This is a genomic window from Variovorax sp. GW460-12-1-14-LB1 (assembly GCF_059423605.1).
This window is the reverse complement of sequence record NZ_JBWKYF010000043.1, coordinates 1-20,818: the sequence shown is the minus strand read 5'-3', so window position 1 is coordinate 20,818 and position 20,818 is coordinate 1. Positions and strand designations below refer to the sequence as shown.

Genomic DNA, 20,818 nt, shown 5'->3' with positions numbered 1-20,818 from the left:
CGTGCCCCAAACGGGGCACGTTGGCTGGGAGGTATCGGTGGGCGAACGAGGCGCGCCGGCCGTGGGCGGCACGGGCCGGCGGATCGTCGCGGGGGAGGCCTAAATTCTACGGGCCAGCTCGGCCGCCTTGCCGGTGTAGCTGGCGGGCGTCATGGCCAGGAGGCGGGCTTTTTCCTCTTCAGGAATGGCCAGCGAGCGGATCAACCCGTGCAGCGCCTCGGCCGTCACGGTCTTGCCGCGCGTGACTTCCTTGAGCTGCTCGTAGGCGCCCTGCACGCCGAAGCGGCGCATCACGGTCTGGATCGGCTCGGCCAGCACTTCCCACGAGGCCTCGAGGTCGTCGGCCAGCGCTTCCTGGTTGATCTCGAGCTTGCCCAGGCCGGTGGCCAGGCTCGCGTAGGCCAGCGTGGCGTAGCCGAAGGCCACGCCGATGTTGCGCAGCACCGTGCTGTCGGTCAGGTCGCGCTGCCAGCGGCTGATGGGCAGCTTCTCGCTCAGGTGGCGCAGCACCGCGTTGGCCAGGCCCAGGTTGCCCTCGGCGTTCTCGAAGTCGATCGGGTTGACCTTGTGCGGCATGGTCGACGAGCCGATCTCGCCCTTCTTCAGGCGCTGCTTGAAGTAGCCCAGGCTCACGTAGCCCCAGATGTCGCGCGAGAAGTCGACCAGGATCGTGTTGACGCGCGCCACGGCGTCGAACAGCTCGGCCATGTAGTCGTGCGGCTCGATCTGGATGCTGTACGGCTGGAAGCTCAGGCCCAGGCCCAGCGGCGCGGGCGTCTCGACGACCTTGCGGCTGAAGGCTTCCCAGTCGAACTCGGGCCAGGCGGCCAGGTGGGCGTTGTAGTTGCCGACGGCACCGTTCATCTTGCCCAGCAGCTGCACGGCGGCGATTTGCGCGCGGGCCTTGGTCAGGCGCACCGCCACGTTGGCGATTTCCTTGCCGACGGTGGTCGGGCTGGCGGTCTGGCCGTGCGTGCGCGAGAGCATCGACACGTCGGCGAACTGGTGCGCCATCTCGCGCAGCTTGGCGATCAGGCCGTCGATGGCCGGCAGCACCACGGTGTCGCGCGCGGCCTGGATCTGCAGGGCGTGGCTGGTGTTGTTGATGTCTTCGCTGGTGCAGGCGAAGTGCACGAACTCGGCGGCGGCCAGCAGCTCGGGGCGGGCCTCGAACTTCGACTTGATCCAGTATTCGACGGCCTTCACGTCGTGGTTGGTGGTCTTCTCGATGTCCTTGATGGCCAGCGCGTCGGCCTCGGAAAAGTGCGACACCAGCCCCATCAGGTACTTGCGGGCGCCGCCCGTGAGGGGCTTGAACTCGGCAAAGCCGCAGTCGGACAGCGCAATGAACCAGGCCACCTCCACCTGCACGCGACGGTGCATATAGCCCTGTTCGCTCATCAGCGGGCGCAAGGCCGCGAGTTTGGCCGCATAGCGGCCGTCAAGGGGGGAGAGGGCGGAGACGGTGGAAAAGCTCATGCCCGAATTTTAGGCGGCCGCCGGGTGGCCGCGCCGCGGGGGAATTCGGGCGCTGTCTTTTTCCCTTCACCTAAAATGCCTGCGAACAAACGTTAACAAGCGATGGGGAGAGAGCCTTCATGAAACTGATCGGATCCGCCGCCAGCCCGTATGTGCGCAAGGTGCGCGTGGTGCTGGCCGAAAAGCGGCTCGACTACCAGTTCGTGATCGAAGACGTCTGGTCCGCAGACACCACGATCGCCCATTCGAACCCGCTGGGCAAGGTGCCGTGCCTGATCATGGAAGGCGGCGAGGCGATGTTCGACTCGCGCGTCATCGTCGAATACATCGACACCCTGTCGCCCGTGGGCAAGCTCATTCCGCAGCAAAGCCGCGAGCGCGCCGAGGTCAAGACCTGGGAAGCGCTGGCCGACGGCGTCATGGACGCCGGCGTGCTCTGGCGCCTCGAAGCCACCTGGTCCGGCCGCGCCGACGCCGAGCGCAGCGCCGCCTGGATCGAGCGCCAGCGCGCCAAGGTCCAGGCCGGCGTGGCCGCCATGGCCAAGGGCCTGGGCGACAAGCCCTTCTGCAGCGGCATCCACCTGAGCCTGTCCGACATCGCGGTCGGCTGCGCGCTGGGCTGGCTGGGGCTGCGGTTTCCCGAGATCGACTGGCGCGGCGACCACGCCAACCTGGCCAAGTTGTACGACAAGCTCATGCTGCGGCCGAGCTTCATCGACACCCAGCCCTGAAACGACAAAGCGCCCCGCGGGGCGCTTTTTTCTTGGGGCCGTTCGGGCCACCGCATGCGGGAAGGCCGAGGGGGCGCTGCGTCATCGCGGGCCCCGCTGTCGGCGGGAAGACAAAAATGCTGCGAGGCGCCCCGACACGAAGGAGGGAGGGAGGGAGGAGGAGAAGAATCGCCTCGGGATTTCAACCGGACGGCAGGCGCCCGGAAGACCTCGCAACATGAAAACCTGTGGGCCTTGGCCGCCCACGCTCAAGTATGAGCGCGGTGCCGCCGCACGGTTCCCGTTCGAGTGGTAAACGTTTGTGACTCAAAGTTCACATTGCAGGGCGGTCAGTCGCCGCTGGGGCCGAGCTGTTTCTCGATCACCTGGATGAAGCCGTTCTCGTCGGGCGCCGTCATGCTCGACCACGCCTGCACCACCTTGCCGTCGCGCCCGATCAGGTACTTGTAGAAGTTCCACTTCGGCGTCGTGCCCGAGGCCTGCGCGAGCTGCTTGAACAGCGGGTTGGCGTCGGTGCCGCGCACCGACGACTTGGCGAACATCGGGAATTTCACGCCGAAGGTGCTTTCGCAGAAATCGGCGATTTCTTTGTTGGAGCCCGATTCCTGGGAGAAATCGTTCGACGGGAAGCCCAGCACCACCAGACCGCGGGCGCGGTACTTCATGTCCAGCGCCTCCAGCCCCTTGTACTGCGGCGTGAAGCCGCAAAAACTGGCCGTGTTGACCACCAGGACCACTTTTCCGGAGTACTGGCACAGGTTCTGGGGCTTTTCATCCTGCAGCCGCGGGAAGCTGTGCTGCAGGATCGCCGGGCACCCGGTGGCGCCGCCCACCGCGGGCGCGGCAGGGGCTGCGGGGGCCGTCTGGGCACCCGCCGACAGGGCGGCGGACAGGCCCGCCACGAGGGAAAAGGCCGTGGCGCAACGTCGCAGCATCGACAATCGGGCGGGGGTTCGCATGACGGGCTCCTGGATCGAAAAGGGGGGTGTGCATCTATGGCGCGGGCGCGCGCACAAGCACATCATCGCGCGTCTGTCACGGGCGCGCCAAACGGCCCGACTAAAATCGGCGGCCATTGAAAGACTTTGATGCTCTACCCGGAACTCTTCAGACAACTCGAATCCGTCCGCTGGGACATGGACAAGGACATCCCCTGGCAGTCGTTCGACGCTTCCTTGCTGACTGAAGAGCAGGCGCAGACCATCAAGATGAATGCCATCACCGAGTGGTCGGCGCTGCCGGCCACCGAGATGTTCCTGCGCGACAACCGGCACGATAGCGACTTTTCGGCGTTCATGTCGATCTGGTTCTTCGAAGAGCAGAAGCACTCGCTGGTGCTCATGGAGTACCTGAAGCGCTTCAGCCCGCAGCACGCGCCCACCGAACAGGAGCTGCACGAGGTGCGCTTCGACTTCGACCCGGCGCCCCCGCTCGAAACCCTCATGCTGCACTTCTGCGGCGAGATCCGCCTGAACCACTGGTACCGCCGCGCCGCCCAGTGGCACACCGAGCCGGTCATCAAGCACATCTACACCACGCTGAGCCAGGACGAAGCCCGCCACGGCGGCGCCTACCTGCGCTACATGAAGCGCGCCATGGAAAAGTTCGGCGACGAGGCCCGTGCCGCCTTCACCAAGGTCGGCGTGCTGATGGCCAGCGCGCGCCGCACGGCCCAGGCGCTGCACCCGACCAACCTGCACGTGAACAAGGCGCTGTTCCCGAACGACACCATCCAGAGCCGCATGCCCGATCCCGACTGGCTCGAGCACTGGCTGGACAAGCAGATCAAGTTCGACGCCGGCTGGGAAACCAAGGTCGGCGAGCGCATCCTGCACAACCTGAGCCTGTTGATGAACCGCAGCTTCAAGACCGTGCAGGAGCTGAACCGCTACCGCAAGGAAGTCTCGGCCACGCTGGGCCCCAAGCCCGAATACCAGGGCGCCTGAGCCGCCCCCAAGAGTTCGATGAAATCGCCCCGCATGCCGGGGCGATTTTTTTTGGGCGCTCGCTGTCACAACGCGGCGGCGTCAAACGTCTAATCGGGCATGGACGACCCGACCCTCACCTTCGACAGCCACCGCCGCCGCCTCCAGGGCATCGCCTACCGCATGCTCGGCTCCGTCGCCGAGGCCGAAGAGGTGGTGCAGGACGCCTGGCTGCGCTGGCACGAGGCCGACAAGGCCAGTTTCGACAGCGCCGAAGCCTGGCTCGTGACCGTCGTCACGCGCCTGTCGATCGACCGGCTGCGCAGCGCCAAGGTCCAGCGCGAGCACTACATCGGCCCGTGGATGCCCGAGCCCACGCTCACCGGGTCGCCCGACACGCCCGAAGAAACGCTCGAGCGCGTCGACAACATCTCCGTCGCCTTCCTGGCCGTGCTCGAGCGGCTGGCGCCCGAGGCGCGCGCCGCCTTCCTCATGCGTGAGGTGTTCGACGCCGACTACGACGAGATCGCCCAGACCCTCGGCAAGAGCGAGGCCGCCTGCCGCCAGCTGGTGCACCGCGCCAAGACCCAGGTGCAGGAGGCCCGCCCGCGTTTCCAGGTCTCGCGCGACACCCACCAGCGCCTGCTGCGCGCCTTTGCCGACGCCGCCGCGCGCGGCAGCATGCAGGACCTGAAGGCGCTGATGGCCGAAGACGTCGAACTCATCGGCGACGGCGGGGGCAAGGTGCAGACCTTCAGCAAGATCCTGCGCGGCAGCCAGCGGCTGGCGCAGCTGTACTTCTCGCTCTGGCGCCGCATGGGCGCCGGCGTGCACATGGAGCTGGTCGAGCTCAACGGCGAGCCTGGCATGCTGCGTTTTCTGGACGGCGAACTCGAATCGGCCCAGACCTTCGAGATCGAGGGCGAGCGCATCGTGCGCATCCGCGCCCAGCGCAACCCCGACAAGCTGGCGCGCATCGCCCAGCTGTTCGCGGCCAAACGGGGCGCCTGAAGAAAAAATTCGCGCGGCCTGTCACAGGGCCGGTGGCTGGCGCGTCTTCAGGGTGTAGCAAGCAGATTTCGTTTCTCTTCCTCATCAACCACCCTGGAGTACATCTCATGAGCCAAGCCCCCGCCCTCCGTCTCGCCTGGACCAAGTTCGCCCCCAAGTCCTTCCAGGCCATGATCGCCGTCAACGGCAGCTTCGAGTCGAGCACGCTCGGCAAGGTGCTGATCGACCTCGTCTTTGCCCGCGTCTCGCAGATCAACGGCTGCGCCTACTGCCTGGACATGCACGTGCGCGACCTGCGCGTGCAGGGCGAAGACTGGCAGCGCATCAACAGCCTCGCCACCTGGCGCGAAGTGAGCCTGTTCAACGAGCGAGAGCGCGCCGCGCTGGATTGGGCCGAGACGCTCACGCGCCTGGCCGACCACCACGCCGATCGCGATGCCGAGTTCGAAGCCCTGAAGGCCGTGTTCAGCGACCAGGAAATCGTCGAGCTCTCGCTCGCTGTGGCGCAGATCAACGCCTGGAACCGCCTGGGCGTGGGCCTGCGTTCGCAGGTCGTGGCCAAGGCGATGCCCTGAGCCTCAGCGCCGCTCGACCACCATCGGCGCGATGCGCAGGCTGTCGCGCAACTGCGTGACGGCCTCGCCCGCCGCGTTGCGCGACGGGAACGGGCCGGCCTGCAGGCGGTGCGTGCCGGCTTCGCTGAACACGCGCAGCTGCGGTGCCAGCGTGGGCAGGCCGCGCGCGGCCTGGTTTCTCAGGCTCTCGGCACCGTCGCGCTCGCGGAACGCGCCGAGCTGCACCCAGAAGCCGGACGCGGCGGACGCAGAAGGCGTCGAGGGTGCGGCGGGCGCCGCGAGCGGGGCCAGCGGCGCGAGGTCCGTCACCACCATCGCTTCGCGCGGGCCGGCCGGTGCCTCGGGCTCCGACGGTGCCGCGGCCATCACTGGCGTCTGTGGTGCCACGGGCATCGTCGCTGCGGGTGCCGCAGCAGCCGTCATTGCAACCGGCGCGACCCAGGCCGATGGCACAGCCACCGGCGCAGCCGCCACCCGGACGGGCGCAGGAGCAGGCGCCGCCGCATAGGCCGTGCCCGCATCGCGGCGCCAGGCGCCGGTGCGGATGTCTTCGTTGGTGATGCGCTCGATCTCCACGGGCGCCACGCCGCGCAGCAGGTCGAGCTTCAGCGCCGCCGTGTAGCTCAGGTCGATCACGCGGCCGTCCACGAAGGGGCCGCGGTCGTTCACGCGCACGATCACCTCGCGGCCGTTGGCCGGGTTGCGCACCCGCACGTAGCTCGGTAGCGGCAGCGTCTTGTGTGCGGCCGTCATGGCGTACATGTCGTAAGGCTCGCCGCTGGCGGTGGAAGCTGCATGGAACTTGCGCCCGTACCACGAGGCGATGCCCGATTCGCGGAACGGCCGGTCGTCGGTGATCGGCTGGTAGCCGCGGCCCAGCACCGTGTACGGCTTGCTGGTGCCGCCGCTGCTGCGGATCGCCTCGACGCGAGGCTCGGCGTCGGGCACGCGGTCGAGGTCCGACGGGATGTTGCTGCCGGGGCCGTCGCGGCCACTGGCGACGCCGCCGCCACTGCTGCGCGGTCCGCTGGCGCAGCCGGCCAGCACGAGCGCGGCGGCCAGGGCGCAGGCCGTCAGCGCGCGGGAGGCGAGGGCGCGGTCAGCCAAAGACCGCCTTCCACAAGGCCAGCATGGCGTCGCGTTCGGCGCTCAGGGCGGGCGGCGTGACCTGTGTGGGCTCTTCGTTCAGGCGTGCGGTGTGCTGCACGCGGCGCAGCTCGCGGTAGGCGGTGGCGGCGGCGCGGCCTACGCCTTCGGGCAGCAGCCCGGCCTGTTCGGCGCGCAGCAGCAGCGCGATGTTGCCCAGGTTGGGAATCAGCTCGGGGTGCGCGCCCGAGGCCGACAGCACCAGGAACTGCACCGCGAACTCGGCATCGACCATGCCGCCGGGGCTGTGCTTCACGTCGAAGCGGTCGGCCTTCACGGGGCGGGCGCCGCGCAGCTTGTTGCGCATGCCGATGATCTCGGCCTTCAGCGCCTCGCGGTCGCGCGGGGCCACCAGCACGGCCTCGCGCACCTGGTCGAAACGCGCGCCCAGTTCGGCGCCGTGGTCGGCGCTGCCCAGCACGAAGCGCGCGCGCGTCATGGCCTGGTGCTCCCAGGTCCATGCGGTGTTGCTGCCGCGACCGAGCTGGTACTTTTCGTAGGCCTCGAAGCTGGTGGTGAGCAGGCCCGAGTTGCCGTTGGGCCGCAGTGCGGTGTCGATCTCGAACAGGTCGCCCTCGCGCGTCTTCACCGTGAGCCAGTTGATGAGCTTGCGCACGTAGGCCGCATAGACCTCGCCGGCGCGCTCGTCGTCATCGTCGTAGACGAACACGATGTCCAGGTCGCTGCCGTAGCCCAGCTCTTTGCCGCCCAGCTTGCCGTAGCCGATGATCGCGAACTGCGGCACCTCGCGGTGCCGGTTGCGCACATGGGGCCAGCACCAGCGCGCGGTCACGCGCAGCGTGGTGTCGGCCAGCGCGCTCAGGTCGTCGGCCACCTGCTCGACGGTGATGCGGCCATCGACGTCGCGCGCCAGCGTGCGGAACACCTCGGCGTGGTGGGCGTGGCGCAGCAGGTTCAAGAGGCGCTCTTCGTCGGCCTCACCGGTGCGGGTGAGCGAGGTGTGGCGCGCTTCGAGCTCGCGTTCGAATTCGTCGGCGATGAAGCGGCCCGAGAGCATCTCGTCGCTCGCGAGCTCGTCGATCACGCCGGGGTGCTGCATGAGGTAGCGCGCCGGCCATTTCGCGGCGCCCAGCAGGCGCAGCAGGCGCTCCTGCACGGCGGGGCGTTCGACCAGCAGCGCCAGGTAGCTCTCGCGGCGCATCAGCGGCTCGATCCAGTCGGCCCAGCGCATGGCGGCATCGACGTGGCGCGGCGTCTGTCCCGCGCCCTCGCCGTCGGGCTCCTTCAGCCACTGGCCGGTGCGTTGCACCAGCTGGCGCAGGCGGCCCCGGGTTTCCTCGCGCAGGGCGAGCACGCGCGGCGTTTCGCACCAGTCGCGGATGCGCTCGGCGAACACGGGCGGCAGGTCGTCGAGCAGGTCGGCCAGGTCGGCGGGCGCGGCGGCCTTCTTGCCGTTGCACTTGCCGTTGCAGGGCTTCTCGCCGCCCAGCAGCTTGTCGAACTCCTGCGCCACGAACTCGCGGTGCGTGTCGAGCTGTTCGAGGAAGGGGCAGCAGTCGGCATAGCCCATCGACTGCGCGATCCAGCGCAGGTCGTCGTCGTTGACCGGCAGCACGTGGGTCTGCTGGTCGTCCAGGTACTGGATGCGGTGCTCCACGCGGCGCAGGAACTCGTAGGCCGCAGCCAGCGTGTCGGCCGTGTCCTGCGGCATGAGGTTGGCGCGCGCCAGCCGCTGCAGCGCGTCGAGCGTGGGGCGCGTGCGCAGCTCGGGAAACTGGCCGCCGCGCACCACCTGCAGCAGCTGCACGGTGAATTCGATTTCGCGGATGCCGCCGCGCGACAGCTTCACGTCGTTGGCGCGCTCGGGGCGTCCGGCGCTGCGGCGCGCCGACTGCTCGCGGATCTGGCGGTGCAGGATGCGCAGCGAGTCGAACACGCTGTAGTCGAGGTAGCGGCGGAACACGAAGGGCAGCACCACGTTGCGCAGCGCCTGGGCCTGGCCGCCGAGCACCACGGCGCGCGGCGCGACCACGCGGCTCTTCATCCAGGCAAAGCGCTCCCATTCGCGGCCCTGCACCTGGAAATACTCTTCGAGCGCATCGAGCGAGACCACGCTCGGCCCCGAGTTGCCGTTGGGCCGCAGCGCCAGGTCGACGCGGAACACGAAGCCGTGCTCGGTCACGTCGCCCACCAGCGCATAGATGCGCTTCACGGCCCGCGCGAAGTACTCCTGGTTCGACAGCTTGCCGCGCCCGTCGGCATCGCCGGCTGTGTCGCCGTCCACGTCGTACAGGTAGATGAGGTCGATGTCGCTGGACACGTTGAGCTCGCGCGCGCCGAGCTTACCCATGCCGATCACCCACAGCTGCGAGCGCTGGCCTTCGGGGCCGAGCGGCGCGCCGTGCTGGGCGTCGAGTTCATGGCAGGCGTCCTGGCAGGCGATGTCCAGGGCCAGTTCGGCCAGCTCGGTCACGGCGGTGGTCACCACCGCGAGCGGGGCCTGCTGGTCGCAGTCGAGTGTGACCAGACGTTCCATCGTGAGCTGGCGCACGATGCGCAACGCATCGCCCACGGCCACGCCGCGTGCGCGCAGGGCATCGTAGGCGACGGTCATCGATTCGCGCCGGGGCTCGCCGGGCGGCAGCAATTCGAGCTCGGCCGCATAGCGGCGGCGCAGCCGCTGGACGAATCGGGAACTGGAAGAAAACGCGGAAGGCGTCGGATTGGATGGCAACTGATTCACACTGGTGTGGGTTGGCGCGGAACCCGGCTCAAGGCTGGCGGTCATAATTCCCGACACAGCGCGATCCTCAATGAACGACACGGCGTCTTCCCCTTCACGTCTGCTCCAAATCACCGCTGTGACAGCGCGCTGGCTATTGGGTCTGCTCTTCGCTGCGTGGCTTCTGCTGGCACTGTCAGTCGTGGTCCTGCACGCGTGGATTGTGCCGCGAATCGGCGATTTTCGCGGTGCACTCGAGGCGCAGGCTAGCAAGGCCATCGGTGTCCCGGTGCGCATCGGCGCCATCACCGCCCGTTCCGAAGGGCTATTTCCGGCCTTCGAATTGCGCGACGTGGTGCTGCAGGACGCAGACCAGCGCGAGGCCCTTCGCCTCGTGCGGGTGGTGGCGAGCGTGTCGCCGCGCTCGCTGTGGCGCCTGAATTTCGAGCAGCTCTACATTGAGGGCCCGCAGCTCGACGTGCGCCGCGACACTCAGGGAAAACTCCATGTGGCTGGATTGCACATGGAGACCGACACGACCGGAGAAACCCGCGCCGCCGACTGGTTTTTCGCGCAGCGCGAGTTCGTCATCGAAGGCGGCACCGTGCGCTGGACCGACGAGCAGCGCCGCGCCGAACCGCTGCTGCTGACCGACGTGCGCTTCGTGTCCCGCAACGGCGCGCGCCGCCACGGCCTGCGGCTGGATGCCACGCCGCCGGCCGGCTGGGGCGAGCGCTTCACGCTGCGCGGCCAGTTCCGCCAGCCGCTGCTGTCGATCCGCAGCGGCCACTGGCAGACCTGGGACGGCCAGCTCTATGCCGACCTGCCCTACATCGACGTCACGCGCCTGGGCCAGTACGTCTCGCTCGACGCGCGCATCCGCGAAGGCAACGGCGCGCTGCGCCTGTGGGCCGACGTGGACGACGGGCGCATCGTCGGCGGCGCGGCCGACCTGGGCCTGAACCGCATCGACGCCTCGCTCGGCAAGGGGCTGCAGCCGCTGGTGCTGCGCGCCGTCACCGGCCGGCTGGCGGGGCAGATGAACGCGGACACCTTCGAGTTCTCGACCACCGCGCTGCAGTTCGACACCGTCGACGGCCTGCGCTGGCCGGGCGGCAACCTGTGGCTTCAGCACACGCCCGCCAAGGGCCGCACGCCCGAGCACGGCGCGCTGAAGGCCGACCGGCTCGACCTCGCGGCGCTGGCGCTCATCGCCGACCGCCTGCCGCTGGGCGAGGCCACGCACCGCGTGCTGGGCGCCTACGCGCCGCGCGGGCTGGTCGAGCGCATCGACATGAACTGGCAGGGCGCACCCGACGCGATCGCGCGCTACCAGGCCAAGGGCCGGGTCAGCGGCTTGCGCGTGGCCTCGCAGCCGGCGCCTGCAGCCACCGCCCCGAGCACCCCGGCGCCGGCCGGTGCCCCCGCCGCGCCGCCGCGCGTGCACCCCGGCACCCCCGGCCTCAGCGGCGCCACGCTCGACTTCGACGCCAGCCACACCGGCGGCACCGCCACGCTGGCCATGGCCAAGGGCACGCTCGAATTCCCCGGCGTGTTCGAAGACCCGGTGATCCCCATCGACCGGCTCTCGACCCAGCTGCAGTGGAAGCTCGACAACGGCGCCATGCAGGTGCAGATGTCGAAGCTGCGCTTCGCCAACGCCGACGCCGAGGGCGAGGCCGAGGCCCACTGGCGCACCAGCGACCCGGCCACCTCGAGCAGCCGCGCGCAGCACCCCGGCGTGCTCGACCTGCAGGGCAAGCTCACGCGCGCCGACGGCACCCGCGTGTTCCGCTACCTGCCGCTCGACATCCCGCAGCACACGCGCGACTACGTGCGCGAGTCGGTCGTCAAGGGCACCGCCAGCACGGTCGATTTCCGCGTGCGCGGCGACCTGCACGACATGCCCTTCATGGACCCGAAGCAGGGCGAATTCCGCATCGCGGCCAAGGTGTCGGACGTGCACTACGCCTACGTGCCGCCCTCGCTCGCGGCCGCCACCGCCGCGCCCGCGACCCCGGCGTCGCGCACCGGCCCGCCCGCCGCGCCGCCGCCCGTGTGGCCGGCGCTCACGGGCGTGTCGGGCGAGCTGGTCTTCGAGCGCGCGGGCATGCTGGTGCGCAATGCGCGCGGGCGCATCGCGGGCGCGCCCGGCGTCGAGATCACGAAGGCCGAGGCGCAGATCGCCGACATGTCGCACCATGCCGCACTGCTGCGTGTCGATGCGCAGGCCAAGGGGCCGCTGGGCGAGGTGCTGCGCGCCGGTGCGCCGCTGGCCGGCGAGGCCGGGCCCTTCCTGCAGCGCGCGCGCGCCACCGGCTCGGCCGACTACAAGCTGCGCCTGGACCTCCCGCTGGAAAACGTCGACAGCACCAAGGTGCAGGCCACCGTGACGCTGGCCGACAACGAGCTGCAGGTGGTGCCCGAGGCGCCGCCGTTCACGCAGGCGCGCGGCACGCTCAGCTTCACCGACACCGGTTTCTCGCTGGCCGGCGTGCAGGCCCGCCTGCTGGGCGGCGAGGTGCGCGTCGAAGGCAAGGGCCGCTTCAGCGGGCCGCAGCGCGAACTGGCGCTGAAGGCGCAGGGCACGGCCAGCGCCGAAGGCCTGCGCGGCGCGCGCGAGGTCGACTGGCTCGCGCGCCTGGCCAAGCACGCCACCGGCAGCACGCCCTACGCCGCCACCTTCTCGATGCGCGACGACACGCCCGAGTTCTCGCTCACCAGCAGCCTGCAGGGGCTGGCGCTGGCGCTGCCCACGCCGCTGGTCAAGACGGCCGAAGAGCTGATGCCGCTGCGCATCGAGAAGAAGGTGCTGGCGCGCGACGCCCGCCGCGCCACGCAGGACCAGCTGACGCTCGAGCTCGGCCGCGTCGGCTCGGTGCAGTACGTGCGCGAGCTGTCGGCCAACGGCCAGGCGCACGTGCTGCGCGGCGGCATCGGCGTCGGGCTGGCGCCCGGCGAGACGGCGCTGCCGCCCGACCGCGGCGTGTTCGCCAACGTCAACGTGGCCAAGCTCGACATGGGCGCCTGGCAGACGCTGGTGGGCACCGCCGCGGTGGTCGGCGGCGGCGAGCGCGCCGACGATCCCGACCTGGCCTACCTGCCCACGCGCATCGCGGTGCGCGCGCAGCAGCTGGGCATCGCGGGGCGCACCCTGCATAACGTGGTGCTCGGCGGCACGCGCGAAGGCGCGCTGTGGCGCGCCAACGTCGACGCCTCCGAGCTGAGCGGCTACGCCGAGTACAGCCACAGCCAGGCCGGCCGGCTCTATGCGCGGCTCGCGCGCCTGAAGATCGCGCCGGCCGAGGCCACGCAGGTCGAGACCCTGCTCGACGAGCAACCGGGCACCCTGCCGGCGCTGGACATCGTGGTCGACGACTTCGAGCTGCTCGGCAAGCGCCTGGGCCGCGCCGAGATCGACGCCGTCAACCGCGGCGGGCGCGAATGGCTGCTCAACAAGCTCGCCTTCAGCGTGCCCGAGGCCACCTTCACCGCCAAGGGCACCTGGGCCGCGCCGGCGGGCGGCGGCGCAAGCGCCGGCCAGCGCCGCACCACGGCCATGAACTTCAAGCTCGACATCGCCGACGCCGGCGACCTGCTCACGCGCTTCGGCATGCCCGGCGTGCTGCGCCGCGGCAAGGGGCGGCTCGAGGGCGAGGTGAACTGGCGCGGCTCGCCGTTCTCGCTCGACTACCCGAGCCTGGGCGGCCAGTTGCAGGTCGACGTGGAGCAGGGCCAGTTCCTCAAGGCCGACCCGGGCCTGGCCAAGCTGCTGGGCGTGCTGAGCCTGCAGGCGCTGCCGCGCCGGCTCACGCTCGATTTCCGCGACGTGTTCAGCCAGGGCTTCGCCTTCGACTTCATCCGCGGCGACGCGAAGATCAACAAGGGCATCGCCAGCACCAACAACCTGCAGATGAAGGGCGTGAACGCCGCCGCGCTCATGGACGGCTCGGCCGACATCGTGCGCGAGACGCAGAACCTGCGCGTGGTGGTGGTGCCCGAGATCAACGCCGGCACGGCCGCGCTGGTGGCCACGGCCATCAACCCGGCCATCGGCCTGGGCACCTTCCTCGCGCAGTGGGTGCTGAGCAAGCCGCTCGCCGCGGCCGCCACGCAGGAGTTCCACGTCGAAGGCACCTGGGCCGACCCCAAGATCGCCAAGGTGCCGCGCTCGCTGCAGCTGCTGCCCGGCCTGCCGGGTGGTGGATCGACATCGACGGGCGCCAGCGAAGGCAAGAAAACGGAGACCACGCAATGAAAGTCGCAGCCATCCAGATGGTGTCCGCCATCGCCCGCGAAGCCAACCTCGTGCGCGCCCATGCGCTGCTCGGGCAGGCGGCGCGCGACGGCGCCGAGCTCGCGGTGCTGCCCGAGTATTTCTGCATGATGGGCGCGCGCGACACCGACAAGCTCGGCCTGCGCGAAACCGCCGGCGCCGGCACGGTGCAGGGCTTCCTGGCCGACGCGGCGCGCGAGTTCGGCCTGTGGATCGTGGGCGGCACGCTGCCCATCGAGAGCGACGACGCCGACCACGTCTTCAACAGCTCGCTGGCCTTCTCGCCCGAAGGCAAGTGCGTGGCGCGCTACGACAAGATCCACCTGTTCTTCTTCGACAACGGCACCGAGCGCTACGACGAGCGCCGCGTCATCGCGCCGGGCGCGCAGCCCGTGGTGTTCGAGCTGCCCTCGCGCGACGGCCATGCCTGGCGCGTGGGCATGAGCGTGTGCTACGACCTGCGCTTTCCCGAGCTGTACCGCGCATTGGCGGGGCAGGGCGCCGACCTGCTGCTGGTGCCCAGCGCCTTCACGCGCACCACCGGCGCCGCCCACTGGGAGGTGCTGCTGCGCGCGCGCGCCATCGAGAACCTGGCCTGGGTGGTCGCGCCCGCGCAGGGCGGCACGCACGAGAACGGCCGCCAGACCTGGGGCCAGTCGCTGGTCATCGACCCCTGGGGCACGGTGGTCGCGCAGCAGGCTGCCGAAGAGGGCGTGGTGCTGTTCGACCTCGACGCCCGGCAGGTCGAGCGCACGCGCGCCCAGCTGCCCGCGCTGTCGCACCGCGTGCTCGCCTGACGATGGCCGACGAGGCGCTCGACGTTCCTGCACCGCCGCCGCCGCAACAGCAGCCGCAGCGCCGGGGATGGGGCATCGCCTTCGCGCGCCTGCGCTCGCTGTGGAAGCGCTGGTTTCTGTGGCTGCTGCTGGCGGTGCTGGTGTCGGCGCTGCTGGTCACCGTCGTGTGGCTGGCCGGTCGGCACGAGGTCGAGCAGGTGCAGGCCGCGCTCGAGCGCGACACCGCCGACGCCGTCGTCGACCTGCGCAGCGGCCTGCAGCGCAACGCCCAGAGCCTGCGCGCCACGCTCGCGCCGGGCATGGAGCGCACGCACTGGGCCGACCGCGCGGCGGCGCAGCTGCGCGAGCACCGCGAATGGCTGCGGCTCGAATGGCGCGATGCGCAGCTGCAACCCATCGAAGCTGTGAACACGCCCTACCGCACGCGCATCCTCGAAGAAAGCAACCGCGGTCCCGCGCAGGCCGACGTGGCGCAGGCCTGCGCCACTGCGCGCAAGGCCGGCGCGCCCGCCTACTCGCCCAGCCACTACGTGCCCGTGGCCGGCGGCGGCGGCGTCGAGGTGATGGAGCTGTGCCTGCCGATGGACGCCGGCGACTACCTGGTGGCCAGCTATTCGCTGCGCGACACGCTGGTCGAGCTGGTCGGCCCCACGCTCACGCGCGGGCAGGAGGTCGCCTTCACCGAGGCCGACGGCACGCGGCTGGTGGCGCTGGGCACCTCGCGGCGCATCGGCACGCGCGTGTTCACCTCGCAGCAGCGCATCGACCTGCCGGGCGCCTCGCTCATGCTGCGCGTGGACGGCTGGCGCGCCGCGCCCGACCTGTTCCCGAACATGCTCACGGCGCTGGTCACGGCGATCTCGATCGCGCTCGTGTCGGTGCTCGTCCTGCTGGCGCGCGACACCCGCCGCCGCCTGCGCGCCGAGCGCGACCTGGCCGACGCGCTGGCCTTTCGCAAGGCGATGGAAGACTCGGTCATCACCGGCCTGCGCGCGCGCGACCTGCAGGGGCGCATCACCTACGTCAACCCGGCCTTCTGCGAGATGGTCGGCTTCACGCCCGAAGAGCTCATGGCCGACAGCGTCGAGGCGCCCTACTGGCCGACCGAGCTGGCGCACGAGTACCACCTGCGCCAGACGCGCCGCTTCGCGGGCGGCCTGCCGCCGCGCGAGGGCTTCGAGTCGGTCTTCATGCGCAAGGACGGCACGCGCTTTCCGGTGCTCATCTTCGAGGCGCCGCTGATCAACGCGCACAAGGTGCAGACCGGCTGGATGAGCGCCTTCATCGACGTGAGCGAGCAGCGCCGCGTCGAGGAACTCTCGCGCGCCAGCCAGGAGCGCCTGCAGGCCAGCGCGCGCCTGGCCACCGTGGGCGAGATGGCCTCGCTGCTGAGCCACGAGCTCACCCAGCCGCTGGCCGCCATCGCCAGCTACGCCACCGGCTCGCTCAACCTGATCGGGCCCGAGGCGCGCGGCGAGCAGGCCGAGGTGGCCATGGCCGTGAAGCGCATCGCCGAGCAGGCCGACCGCGCGGGCCAGGTGATCCGCAGCGTGCACGACTTCGTGCGCCGGCGCGACCGCATGCGCGAGGCCGTGGCGCCGCAGGCGCTGATCGACGCCGTGCTGCCGCTGGTGCGGCTGCAGGCGCGCAAGCTCGACGTGACGATCGAGATCGTGTGCGAAGAGCGCCTGCCCGCCGTGGTGTGCGACCGCACGCTGGTCGAGCAGGTGCTGCTGAACCTGGCGCGCAACGCCATGCAGGCCATGGACGGCGCCGACCACGCGCCCGGCAGCCGCGTGCTGCGCCTGCGCGTGGCGCGCGCCCTGCCGGTGGGCGCCACCGTGCCGGCCGACGGCCGGCGCTGGCTCGAGTTCTCCGTGGTCGACCTGGGCTGCGGCATCAGCGAGGAGGTGGCGGCGCGCCTGTTCACACCCTTCTTCACCACGCGCCCCGACGGCATGGGTCTGGGCCTGAGCCTGTGCCGCACCGTGGTGGAGCAACATGGCGGCGCGCTGATGTTCGAGCCCAACCGTCCCCGGGGCACCGTCTTCAGGTTTACGCTCCCGGCTGCGGGATAGCCGCCTTTTTCTTCTTCTTCGTTTTCTCTGTTCCGCTGGACCTCATGGCATGCAACCGCTGATCGATGGCTTGATCTTTATCGTGGACGACGACGCCAGCGTGCGCGAGGCGCTGGCCTGGCTGCTGCGTTCGCGCCGCCTGGCCAGCGAGCACTTCGGCAGCGCCGAGGCCTTCGAGCAGTACCTGGACGAGGCGCCGCTGCCCGACCAGCCGCGCTGCCTGCTGCTGGACGTGCGCATGCCTGGCATGAGCGGGCTGGTGCTGTTCGACCGGCTGGCCGAGCGCGGCCTGCTGGCCGAGATGCCCGTGATCTTCCTGACCGGCCATGCCGACGTGCCCACCGCCGTCGAGGCGGTCAAGCGCGGGGCCTTCGACTTCTGCGAGAAGCCGTTCTCGGACAACGCGCTGGTCGACCGCATCGAGCAGGCGCTGGGCATGTCGCAGCGCGCGCTCGAGGTGCAGCGCGTGCGCCGCGGCCTGGCCGACCGCATCGCCGAGCTGACCGACCGCGAGCGCGACGTGATGCGCCTCGTGGTCGAGGGCCTGCCGAACAAGCTCATCGCCGACCAGCTCGCGATCAGCGTGCGCACGGTGGAGGTCCACCGGGCGCGCGTGTTCGAGAAGATGGAAGTGAAGTCGGCGGTGGAGCTGGCCAACCGCCTGCGCGACCTCTAGCCCGCACCGCAGGTCGGGCCTCAGCTGTGCACGTGCTGCGCCGCGCCGTCGCGCGTGGCCATCTCCAGCATGCTGCGGCCGTCGACGATGCCGACGACGTTGCCGTCCTCGCCCAGCCCGGCGATGGCGCCCTCGAACACGCAGAACAGCACGCAGCCGCCGTCGGAGCGCGGCTGGTGGATGTCGCCGGCGGGCTCGTGCATGTAGTCGCCCGGGCGGCCGATGTCGTTGCGCTCGTAGTAGATGTCGCCCTCGAGCACGATCACCTCGATGGCGCCCAGGTGGTGGTGAACCGGCGCCTCGGTGCCGGGATCGACCTTCAGCAGGCAGGTGAAGCCGCCGCTGCGCCGGTTGATGCTCAGCAGCTTGTAGGCCACGCCGGGCATGACCCATGGCTTCCACGGATAGTTGTCGAGCTTCTGGAAATGCGGGTACGGCAGCGTGATGCGCGCGTGGGCGGCGCTGGCGGGCGGCGTGGCTTTCAGGGCGGTCAGGGTCATGGTGTCTCCGTGGGTGATGCGGCCGGGATCGGCCTGCGAAGCCAGTCTAGGAGCGGCTTCCCACGCCATGGCATGTTGGCCCGAACGAAGCACGGGATGTCGAAAGCGGCGCGCTTTTGCGCAAGTTGTTGCGCGGTTCAGCGCATGCGGCGGTAGGCGCTTGGCGCCGCGCCGAGGAAGGCGCGGAAGCGCGTCGAGAAGTACGCGGCGCTGCCGAAGCCCATGCGCGCGGCCACGGCCTCGACGGGCAGGTCGCTGGTGCGCAGCAGTTCGGCGGCGCCTTCCAGGCGGCGGCGCAGCAGGTACTGGTAGGGCGCCATGCCGCTGGCCGCCTTGAAGCTGCGGATGAAGTGGTCCTGCGACAGGTGCACCAGCCCCGCCAGGTCGGCCAGGCCCAGCGGCGTGGCCAGGTGCGCGTCGATGTGCTCGGTCACGCGGCGCAGCTGCCGCGGCGTCAGGACCGGCTGCCGGCGCGCGCCCTCCGCGCGCGGCGGCGCACCGCGCCCCGGTGCGCAGTGGCGCCGCACGAGGTGGTGGGCCAGCAGGTGCTGGCTCTGCGAGAGCAGCAGCGAATCGGGGCTTGCGGGCACGCTGCCGTACAGCTCCACCTCGCTCACCAGCATCTGGAAGAAGCCCTGCAGCCACGGGTCGCGGATCGCGAAGAAGGGGTCGATCTCCACCGCCGGCCCGAGGCCTTCCTCGGCGGCGACGCGCGCGATCAGCGCCTGCCCGATGTACAGGTGCACCACGCCGCAGCGCCCGCCGATTTCCCATTCGGTGCCGTCGCAGGGAATGAAGCTCACGCTGCCCAACCGCGAGCGCGAGGCGACGAGCTTGCCGCGCTCGTACTTGCGCACCGCCGTGCTGCCGTTCTCGTGCAGCACCAGCACGTGATGCGCCGCGCCGTGAAAGGGCAGCCAGCACGCGTCCTGCTGCCAGCGGGCGGCGAACAGCTGGTCGCCGCCGGTCACGAGGTACTGCGGTTGCGCGCCAGTGCCCGCGGCGATGATGTCCGGGGCAAAGCGGGATGCGACGCTCGATGGGGCCGGCGCGATGGCGTTCATCGGAGTTTCCTCTCGTGTCCGCCCGGCGCGCGGTGCGCGCGCCGCGTGCAGGCCGCGCGATGTTAGGGCCGGCGGTGCCGAGCCCTCATGCGGGATTTCCTGACGGTGCCGCGCGGGGTGCGCGCAGCACCTGCGCTCAGATCTTCTCGGCGACGAAGATTTCGACGCGGCGGTTCTGCGCGCGGCCGGCGGCCGTGCCGTTGTCCGCCAGCGGCTCGCGCGAGCCGCGGCCGTCGGTGGTGATCACCGTGGTCGACACGCCGCGGCCCACCAGGTGGTTGCGCACGCTGTCGGCGCGGCTCACCGAGAGGCGTTCGTTGCCTTCCTCGCTGCCCGTGCTGTCGGTGTGGCCGACCACGCGCAGGCTGGCGGTGGTGGCGCTCTTCAGGCCTTCGGCGACCTTGTCCAGCACCTGCGCCAGGTTGCGCTTGACGTTGGCACGGCCGGTGTCGAACGAGAGTTCATTCGGAATCACGACGTGAAGCTGGTTGTCGGCGGTCTGCGAGATCACCACGCCGGTGCCCTTGGTGGAGCTTTCGAGCTCGGCCTTCAGCGCGTCCAGTCGGGCGGTCCAGCTGTTGGCCGGTGCGGCCTGCTGTGCGGCCGGTGCTTCGGCCGGCGGGGTCGACGATGCGCACCCCGCGATGAACAACACAGCGGCCAGGGCCGCGCTAGACACAACAAACTTCCTCATGAATTTTCCCTCTGCTTGGACCAATGAAAACTGAAGCGGGAACCGGCCGTTCGATGCGGCGGCCGGTTTCCCGGTGGGGCTGCGATCAGCCGCGCGGTGCGCGCTCGCCCACGTAGATCTCGACGCGGCGGTTCTGTGCCCGGCCGGCGTCGCTGTTGTTGTCGGCCACCGGCTCATGCGAGCCACGGCCTTCGATGCGGAACGCCGCGGCGCTCACGCCGCGTGCCACCAGGTAGTCGCGCGTGCTGGCGGCGCGGTCCACCGACAGCGGGTTGTTGATGGCGTCGGAGCCGGTGCTGTCGGTGTGGCCGATGATGCGCACCTCGGCGTTCGGGTTGTTGCGCAGGCCGTTGGCGAACTGGTCGAGCACGGGCGCGAAGTTCGACTTGATGTTGGAGCGGCCCACGTCGAACGACACGTCGCTCGGAATGGCGAGCTTGAGCTCGTTGTTGGCCGTCTGCGTCACGGCCACGCCGGTGCCCTGCGTGGCGGCTTCCATCTGGCGCTTCTGGTTTTCCATGCGCTGCGACCACAGGTAGCCGCCGAGTGCGCCGGCTGCCGCGCCGACCACCGCGCCCGTGCCGATGGCACCGCGGTTGCCGCCGGTGGCCGAGCCGATGGCGGCGCCGCCGAGTGCGCCGATGCCGGCACCGATGCCGGTGTTGCGCTGGGTGTCGGTCATTCCGCCGGCACAGCCGGACAGGACGAGGGCAGCTGCGGTGGTTGCAAGAACGAACTTTTTCATGGCGATCCCTTTCAAGGTTGAATCAAGCGGGCCACAGCTTAGCCCCCGGCGGGTATGCGATGGTACGTGCTCAAAGCCCTACGGAAAATAAGAAAACTTTCGCCATCGCCCGTGAATGCTGCGATGATTGCTACTAAAGTTGTAGCAATGGGGTGCTTGTCCGACAGTGGGCCGCGCCGTGTGGCTACACGAGCAATTCACACTTTGGGCGGCGAATCCTTGTCCTCACGCTCGGCGTCGGGGTCGTCATGCAATTCACCCTTGTTACGCCCGGAAAACATGGTCCACCAGATGATCAAGATCAGGACGAGTCCCGCGGCGAGGGCTTCAAGCAGAATCAAACCCATGAGAAATGGACTCCAGTGGCTGGTCGGGCTTGCGATCGTAGCAACGCTTGCCGGCTGTTCCCTCGGCCCCCGCGCCCCCGACACCCCCACC

At 70.0% G+C, this 20,818-nt stretch carries 17 protein-coding genes; 8 read left to right on the top strand and 9 right to left on the bottom strand.

What is annotated here, in order from left to right; all coding sequences use genetic code 11:
• Positions 1-99 precede the first annotated feature (99 nt).
• Entirely contained in the window at positions 100-1,479 is a 1,380-nt protein-coding gene (gene purB / locus AC07Y4_RS20770) for an adenylosuccinate lyase (protein ID WP_070063273.1), read from the bottom strand.
• Positions 1,480-1,598: 119 nt separating this feature from the next.
• Between purB and AC07Y4_RS20765 the strand changes: the two genes are divergently transcribed.
• Positions 1,599-2,210 (top strand): glutathione S-transferase N-terminal domain-containing protein, encoded by a 612-nt coding sequence (locus AC07Y4_RS20765; RefSeq protein WP_159279173.1) that lies wholly within the window; start codon positions 1,599-1,601, stop codon positions 2,208-2,210.
• 329 nt (positions 2,211-2,539) lie between these two features.
• Here AC07Y4_RS20765 and AC07Y4_RS20760 read toward each other — a convergent pair whose 3' ends face one another.
• On the bottom strand, positions 2,540-3,169 hold the full coding sequence (locus tag AC07Y4_RS20760) for a glutathione peroxidase (protein WP_062475261.1): 630 nt from the start codon (positions 3,167-3,169) through the stop codon (positions 2,540-2,542).
• A gap of 129 nt (positions 3,170-3,298) precedes the next feature.
• On the opposite strand from AC07Y4_RS20760, the gene AC07Y4_RS20755 reads away from it, so the two are divergent.
• From AC07Y4_RS20755 to AC07Y4_RS20745, 3 genes are all read left to right on the top strand, one after another.
• Entirely contained in the window at positions 3,299-4,156 is an 858-nt protein-coding gene (locus tag AC07Y4_RS20755) for a ferritin family protein (protein ID WP_062475258.1), read from the top strand.
• A 99-nt stretch (positions 4,157-4,255) separates the two neighbouring features.
• Positions 4,256-5,146, top strand: a complete 891-nt coding sequence (locus tag AC07Y4_RS20750; protein WP_487847642.1) for an RNA polymerase sigma-70 factor — start codon at positions 4,256-4,258, stop codon at positions 5,144-5,146.
• 107 nt (positions 5,147-5,253) lie between these two features.
• Complete coding sequence (locus tag AC07Y4_RS20745; protein WP_062475252.1) at positions 5,254-5,721, top strand: carboxymuconolactone decarboxylase family protein; 468 nt, start codon at positions 5,254-5,256, stop codon at positions 5,719-5,721.
• 3 nt (positions 5,722-5,724) lie between these two features.
• On the opposite strand, the gene AC07Y4_RS20740 is transcribed toward AC07Y4_RS20745, so the two are convergent.
• Together AC07Y4_RS20740 and glnE are read right to left on the bottom strand one after the other, a co-directional pair.
• Positions 5,725-6,828, bottom strand: a complete 1,104-nt coding sequence (locus tag AC07Y4_RS20740; RefSeq protein ID WP_487847641.1) for a septal ring lytic transglycosylase RlpA family protein — start codon at positions 6,826-6,828, stop codon at positions 5,725-5,727.
• The gene (gene glnE / locus AC07Y4_RS20735) at positions 6,821-9,616 is read right to left on the bottom strand and encodes a bifunctional [glutamate--ammonia ligase]-adenylyl-L-tyrosine phosphorylase/[glutamate--ammonia-ligase] adenylyltransferase (RefSeq protein ID WP_487847640.1); all 2,796 of its coding nucleotides are present in this window, start codon (positions 9,614-9,616) and stop codon (positions 6,821-6,823) included. Before glnE ends, AC07Y4_RS20740 begins: the two co-directional genes overlap by 8 nt.
• 25 nt (positions 9,617-9,641) lie before the next feature.
• Between glnE and AC07Y4_RS20730 the strand changes: the two genes are divergently transcribed.
• The 4 genes from AC07Y4_RS20730 to AC07Y4_RS20715 are packed head-to-tail and all read left to right on the top strand — an operon-like array spanning position 9,642 to position 17,377.
• Entirely contained in the window at positions 9,642-13,808 is a 4,167-nt protein-coding gene (locus AC07Y4_RS20730) for a YhdP family protein (protein ID WP_487847639.1), read from the top strand.
• Positions 13,805-14,623 carry a carbon-nitrogen hydrolase family protein gene (locus tag AC07Y4_RS20725; RefSeq protein ID WP_095747289.1) on the top strand — a complete coding sequence of 273 codons (819 nt, stop codon included), beginning with the start codon at positions 13,805-13,807 and terminating at the stop codon, positions 14,621-14,623. The genes AC07Y4_RS20730 and AC07Y4_RS20725 overlap by 4 nt, the downstream gene beginning before the upstream one ends.
• Positions 14,624-14,625: 2 nt before the next feature.
• Positions 14,626-16,701: a sensor histidine kinase gene (locus AC07Y4_RS20720; protein ID WP_487847638.1), complete on the top strand. Its 2,076-nt coding sequence runs from the start codon at positions 14,626-14,628 to the stop codon at positions 16,699-16,701.
• 49 nt (positions 16,702-16,750) lie between these two features.
• On the top strand, positions 16,751-17,377 hold the full coding sequence (locus AC07Y4_RS20715; RefSeq protein WP_062480799.1) for a response regulator transcription factor: 627 nt from the start codon (positions 16,751-16,753) through the stop codon (positions 17,375-17,377).
• 20 nt (positions 17,378-17,397) lie between these two features.
• On the opposite strand, the gene AC07Y4_RS20710 is transcribed toward AC07Y4_RS20715, so the two are convergent.
• The 5 genes from AC07Y4_RS20710 to AC07Y4_RS20690 all read right to left on the bottom strand — a co-directional run.
• Positions 17,398-17,877 carry a 2,4'-dihydroxyacetophenone dioxygenase family protein gene (locus AC07Y4_RS20710; RefSeq protein WP_159279179.1) on the bottom strand — a complete coding sequence of 160 codons (480 nt, stop codon included), beginning with the start codon at positions 17,875-17,877 and terminating at the stop codon, positions 17,398-17,400.
• A gap of 137 nt (positions 17,878-18,014) precedes the next feature.
• Positions 18,015-18,941 (bottom strand): helix-turn-helix domain-containing protein, encoded by a 927-nt coding sequence (locus tag AC07Y4_RS20705; protein ID WP_487847636.1) that lies wholly within the window; start codon positions 18,939-18,941, stop codon positions 18,015-18,017.
• Between the two features lie 136 nt (positions 18,942-19,077).
• Positions 19,078-19,635, bottom strand: a complete 558-nt coding sequence (locus AC07Y4_RS20700; protein WP_062480792.1) for an OmpA family protein — start codon at positions 19,633-19,635, stop codon at positions 19,078-19,080.
• An 85-nt stretch (positions 19,636-19,720) separates the two neighbouring features.
• On the bottom strand, positions 19,721-20,380 hold the full coding sequence (locus AC07Y4_RS20695; RefSeq protein WP_056575284.1) for a YiaD family glycine zipper/OmpA-like lipoprotein: 660 nt from the start codon (positions 20,378-20,380) through the stop codon (positions 19,721-19,723).
• 197 nt (positions 20,381-20,577) lie between these two features.
• The coding region (locus AC07Y4_RS20690; RefSeq protein ID WP_495274993.1) for a hypothetical protein at positions 20,578-20,818 on the bottom strand (241 nt) is incomplete at its 5' end.

Excerpts from the sequence above, each read along its gene's own strand:
- purB (WP_070063273.1), bottom strand. The coding sequence starts at position 1,479 with ATGAGCTTTTCCACCGTCTCCGCCCTCTCCCCCCTTGACGGCCGCTAT.
- AC07Y4_RS20765 (WP_159279173.1), top strand. The coding sequence starts at position 1,599 with ATGAAACTGATCGGATCCGCCGCCAGCCCGTATGTGCGCAAGGTGCGC.
- AC07Y4_RS20760 (WP_062475261.1), bottom strand. The coding sequence starts at position 3,169 with ATGCGAACCCCCGCCCGATTGTCGATGCTGCGACGTTGCGCCACGGCC.
- AC07Y4_RS20755 (WP_062475258.1), top strand. The coding sequence starts at position 3,299 with ATGCTCTACCCGGAACTCTTCAGACAACTCGAATCCGTCCGCTGGGAC.
- AC07Y4_RS20750 (WP_487847642.1), top strand. The coding sequence starts at position 4,256 with ATGGACGACCCGACCCTCACCTTCGACAGCCACCGCCGCCGCCTCCAG.
- AC07Y4_RS20745 (WP_062475252.1), top strand. The coding sequence starts at position 5,254 with ATGAGCCAAGCCCCCGCCCTCCGTCTCGCCTGGACCAAGTTCGCCCCC.
- glnE (WP_487847640.1), bottom strand. The coding sequence starts at position 9,616 with ATGACCGCCAGCCTTGAGCCGGGTTCCGCGCCAACCCACACCAGTGTG.
- AC07Y4_RS20730 (WP_487847639.1), top strand. The coding sequence starts at position 9,642 with ATGAACGACACGGCGTCTTCCCCTTCACGTCTGCTCCAAATCACCGCT.
- AC07Y4_RS20725 (WP_095747289.1), top strand. The coding sequence starts at position 13,805 with ATGAAAGTCGCAGCCATCCAGATGGTGTCCGCCATCGCCCGCGAAGCC.
- AC07Y4_RS20720 (WP_487847638.1), top strand. The coding sequence starts at position 14,626 with ATGGCCGACGAGGCGCTCGACGTTCCTGCACCGCCGCCGCCGCAACAG.
- AC07Y4_RS20715 (WP_062480799.1), top strand. The coding sequence starts at position 16,751 with ATGCAACCGCTGATCGATGGCTTGATCTTTATCGTGGACGACGACGCC.
- AC07Y4_RS20710 (WP_159279179.1), bottom strand. The coding sequence starts at position 17,877 with ATGACCCTGACCGCCCTGAAAGCCACGCCGCCCGCCAGCGCCGCCCAC.
- AC07Y4_RS20705 (WP_487847636.1), bottom strand. The coding sequence starts at position 18,941 with ATGAACGCCATCGCGCCGGCCCCATCGAGCGTCGCATCCCGCTTTGCC.
- AC07Y4_RS20700 (WP_062480792.1), bottom strand. The coding sequence starts at position 19,635 with ATGAGGAAGTTTGTTGTGTCTAGCGCGGCCCTGGCCGCTGTGTTGTTC.
- AC07Y4_RS20695 (WP_056575284.1), bottom strand. The coding sequence starts at position 20,380 with ATGAAAAAGTTCGTTCTTGCAACCACCGCAGCTGCCCTCGTCCTGTCC.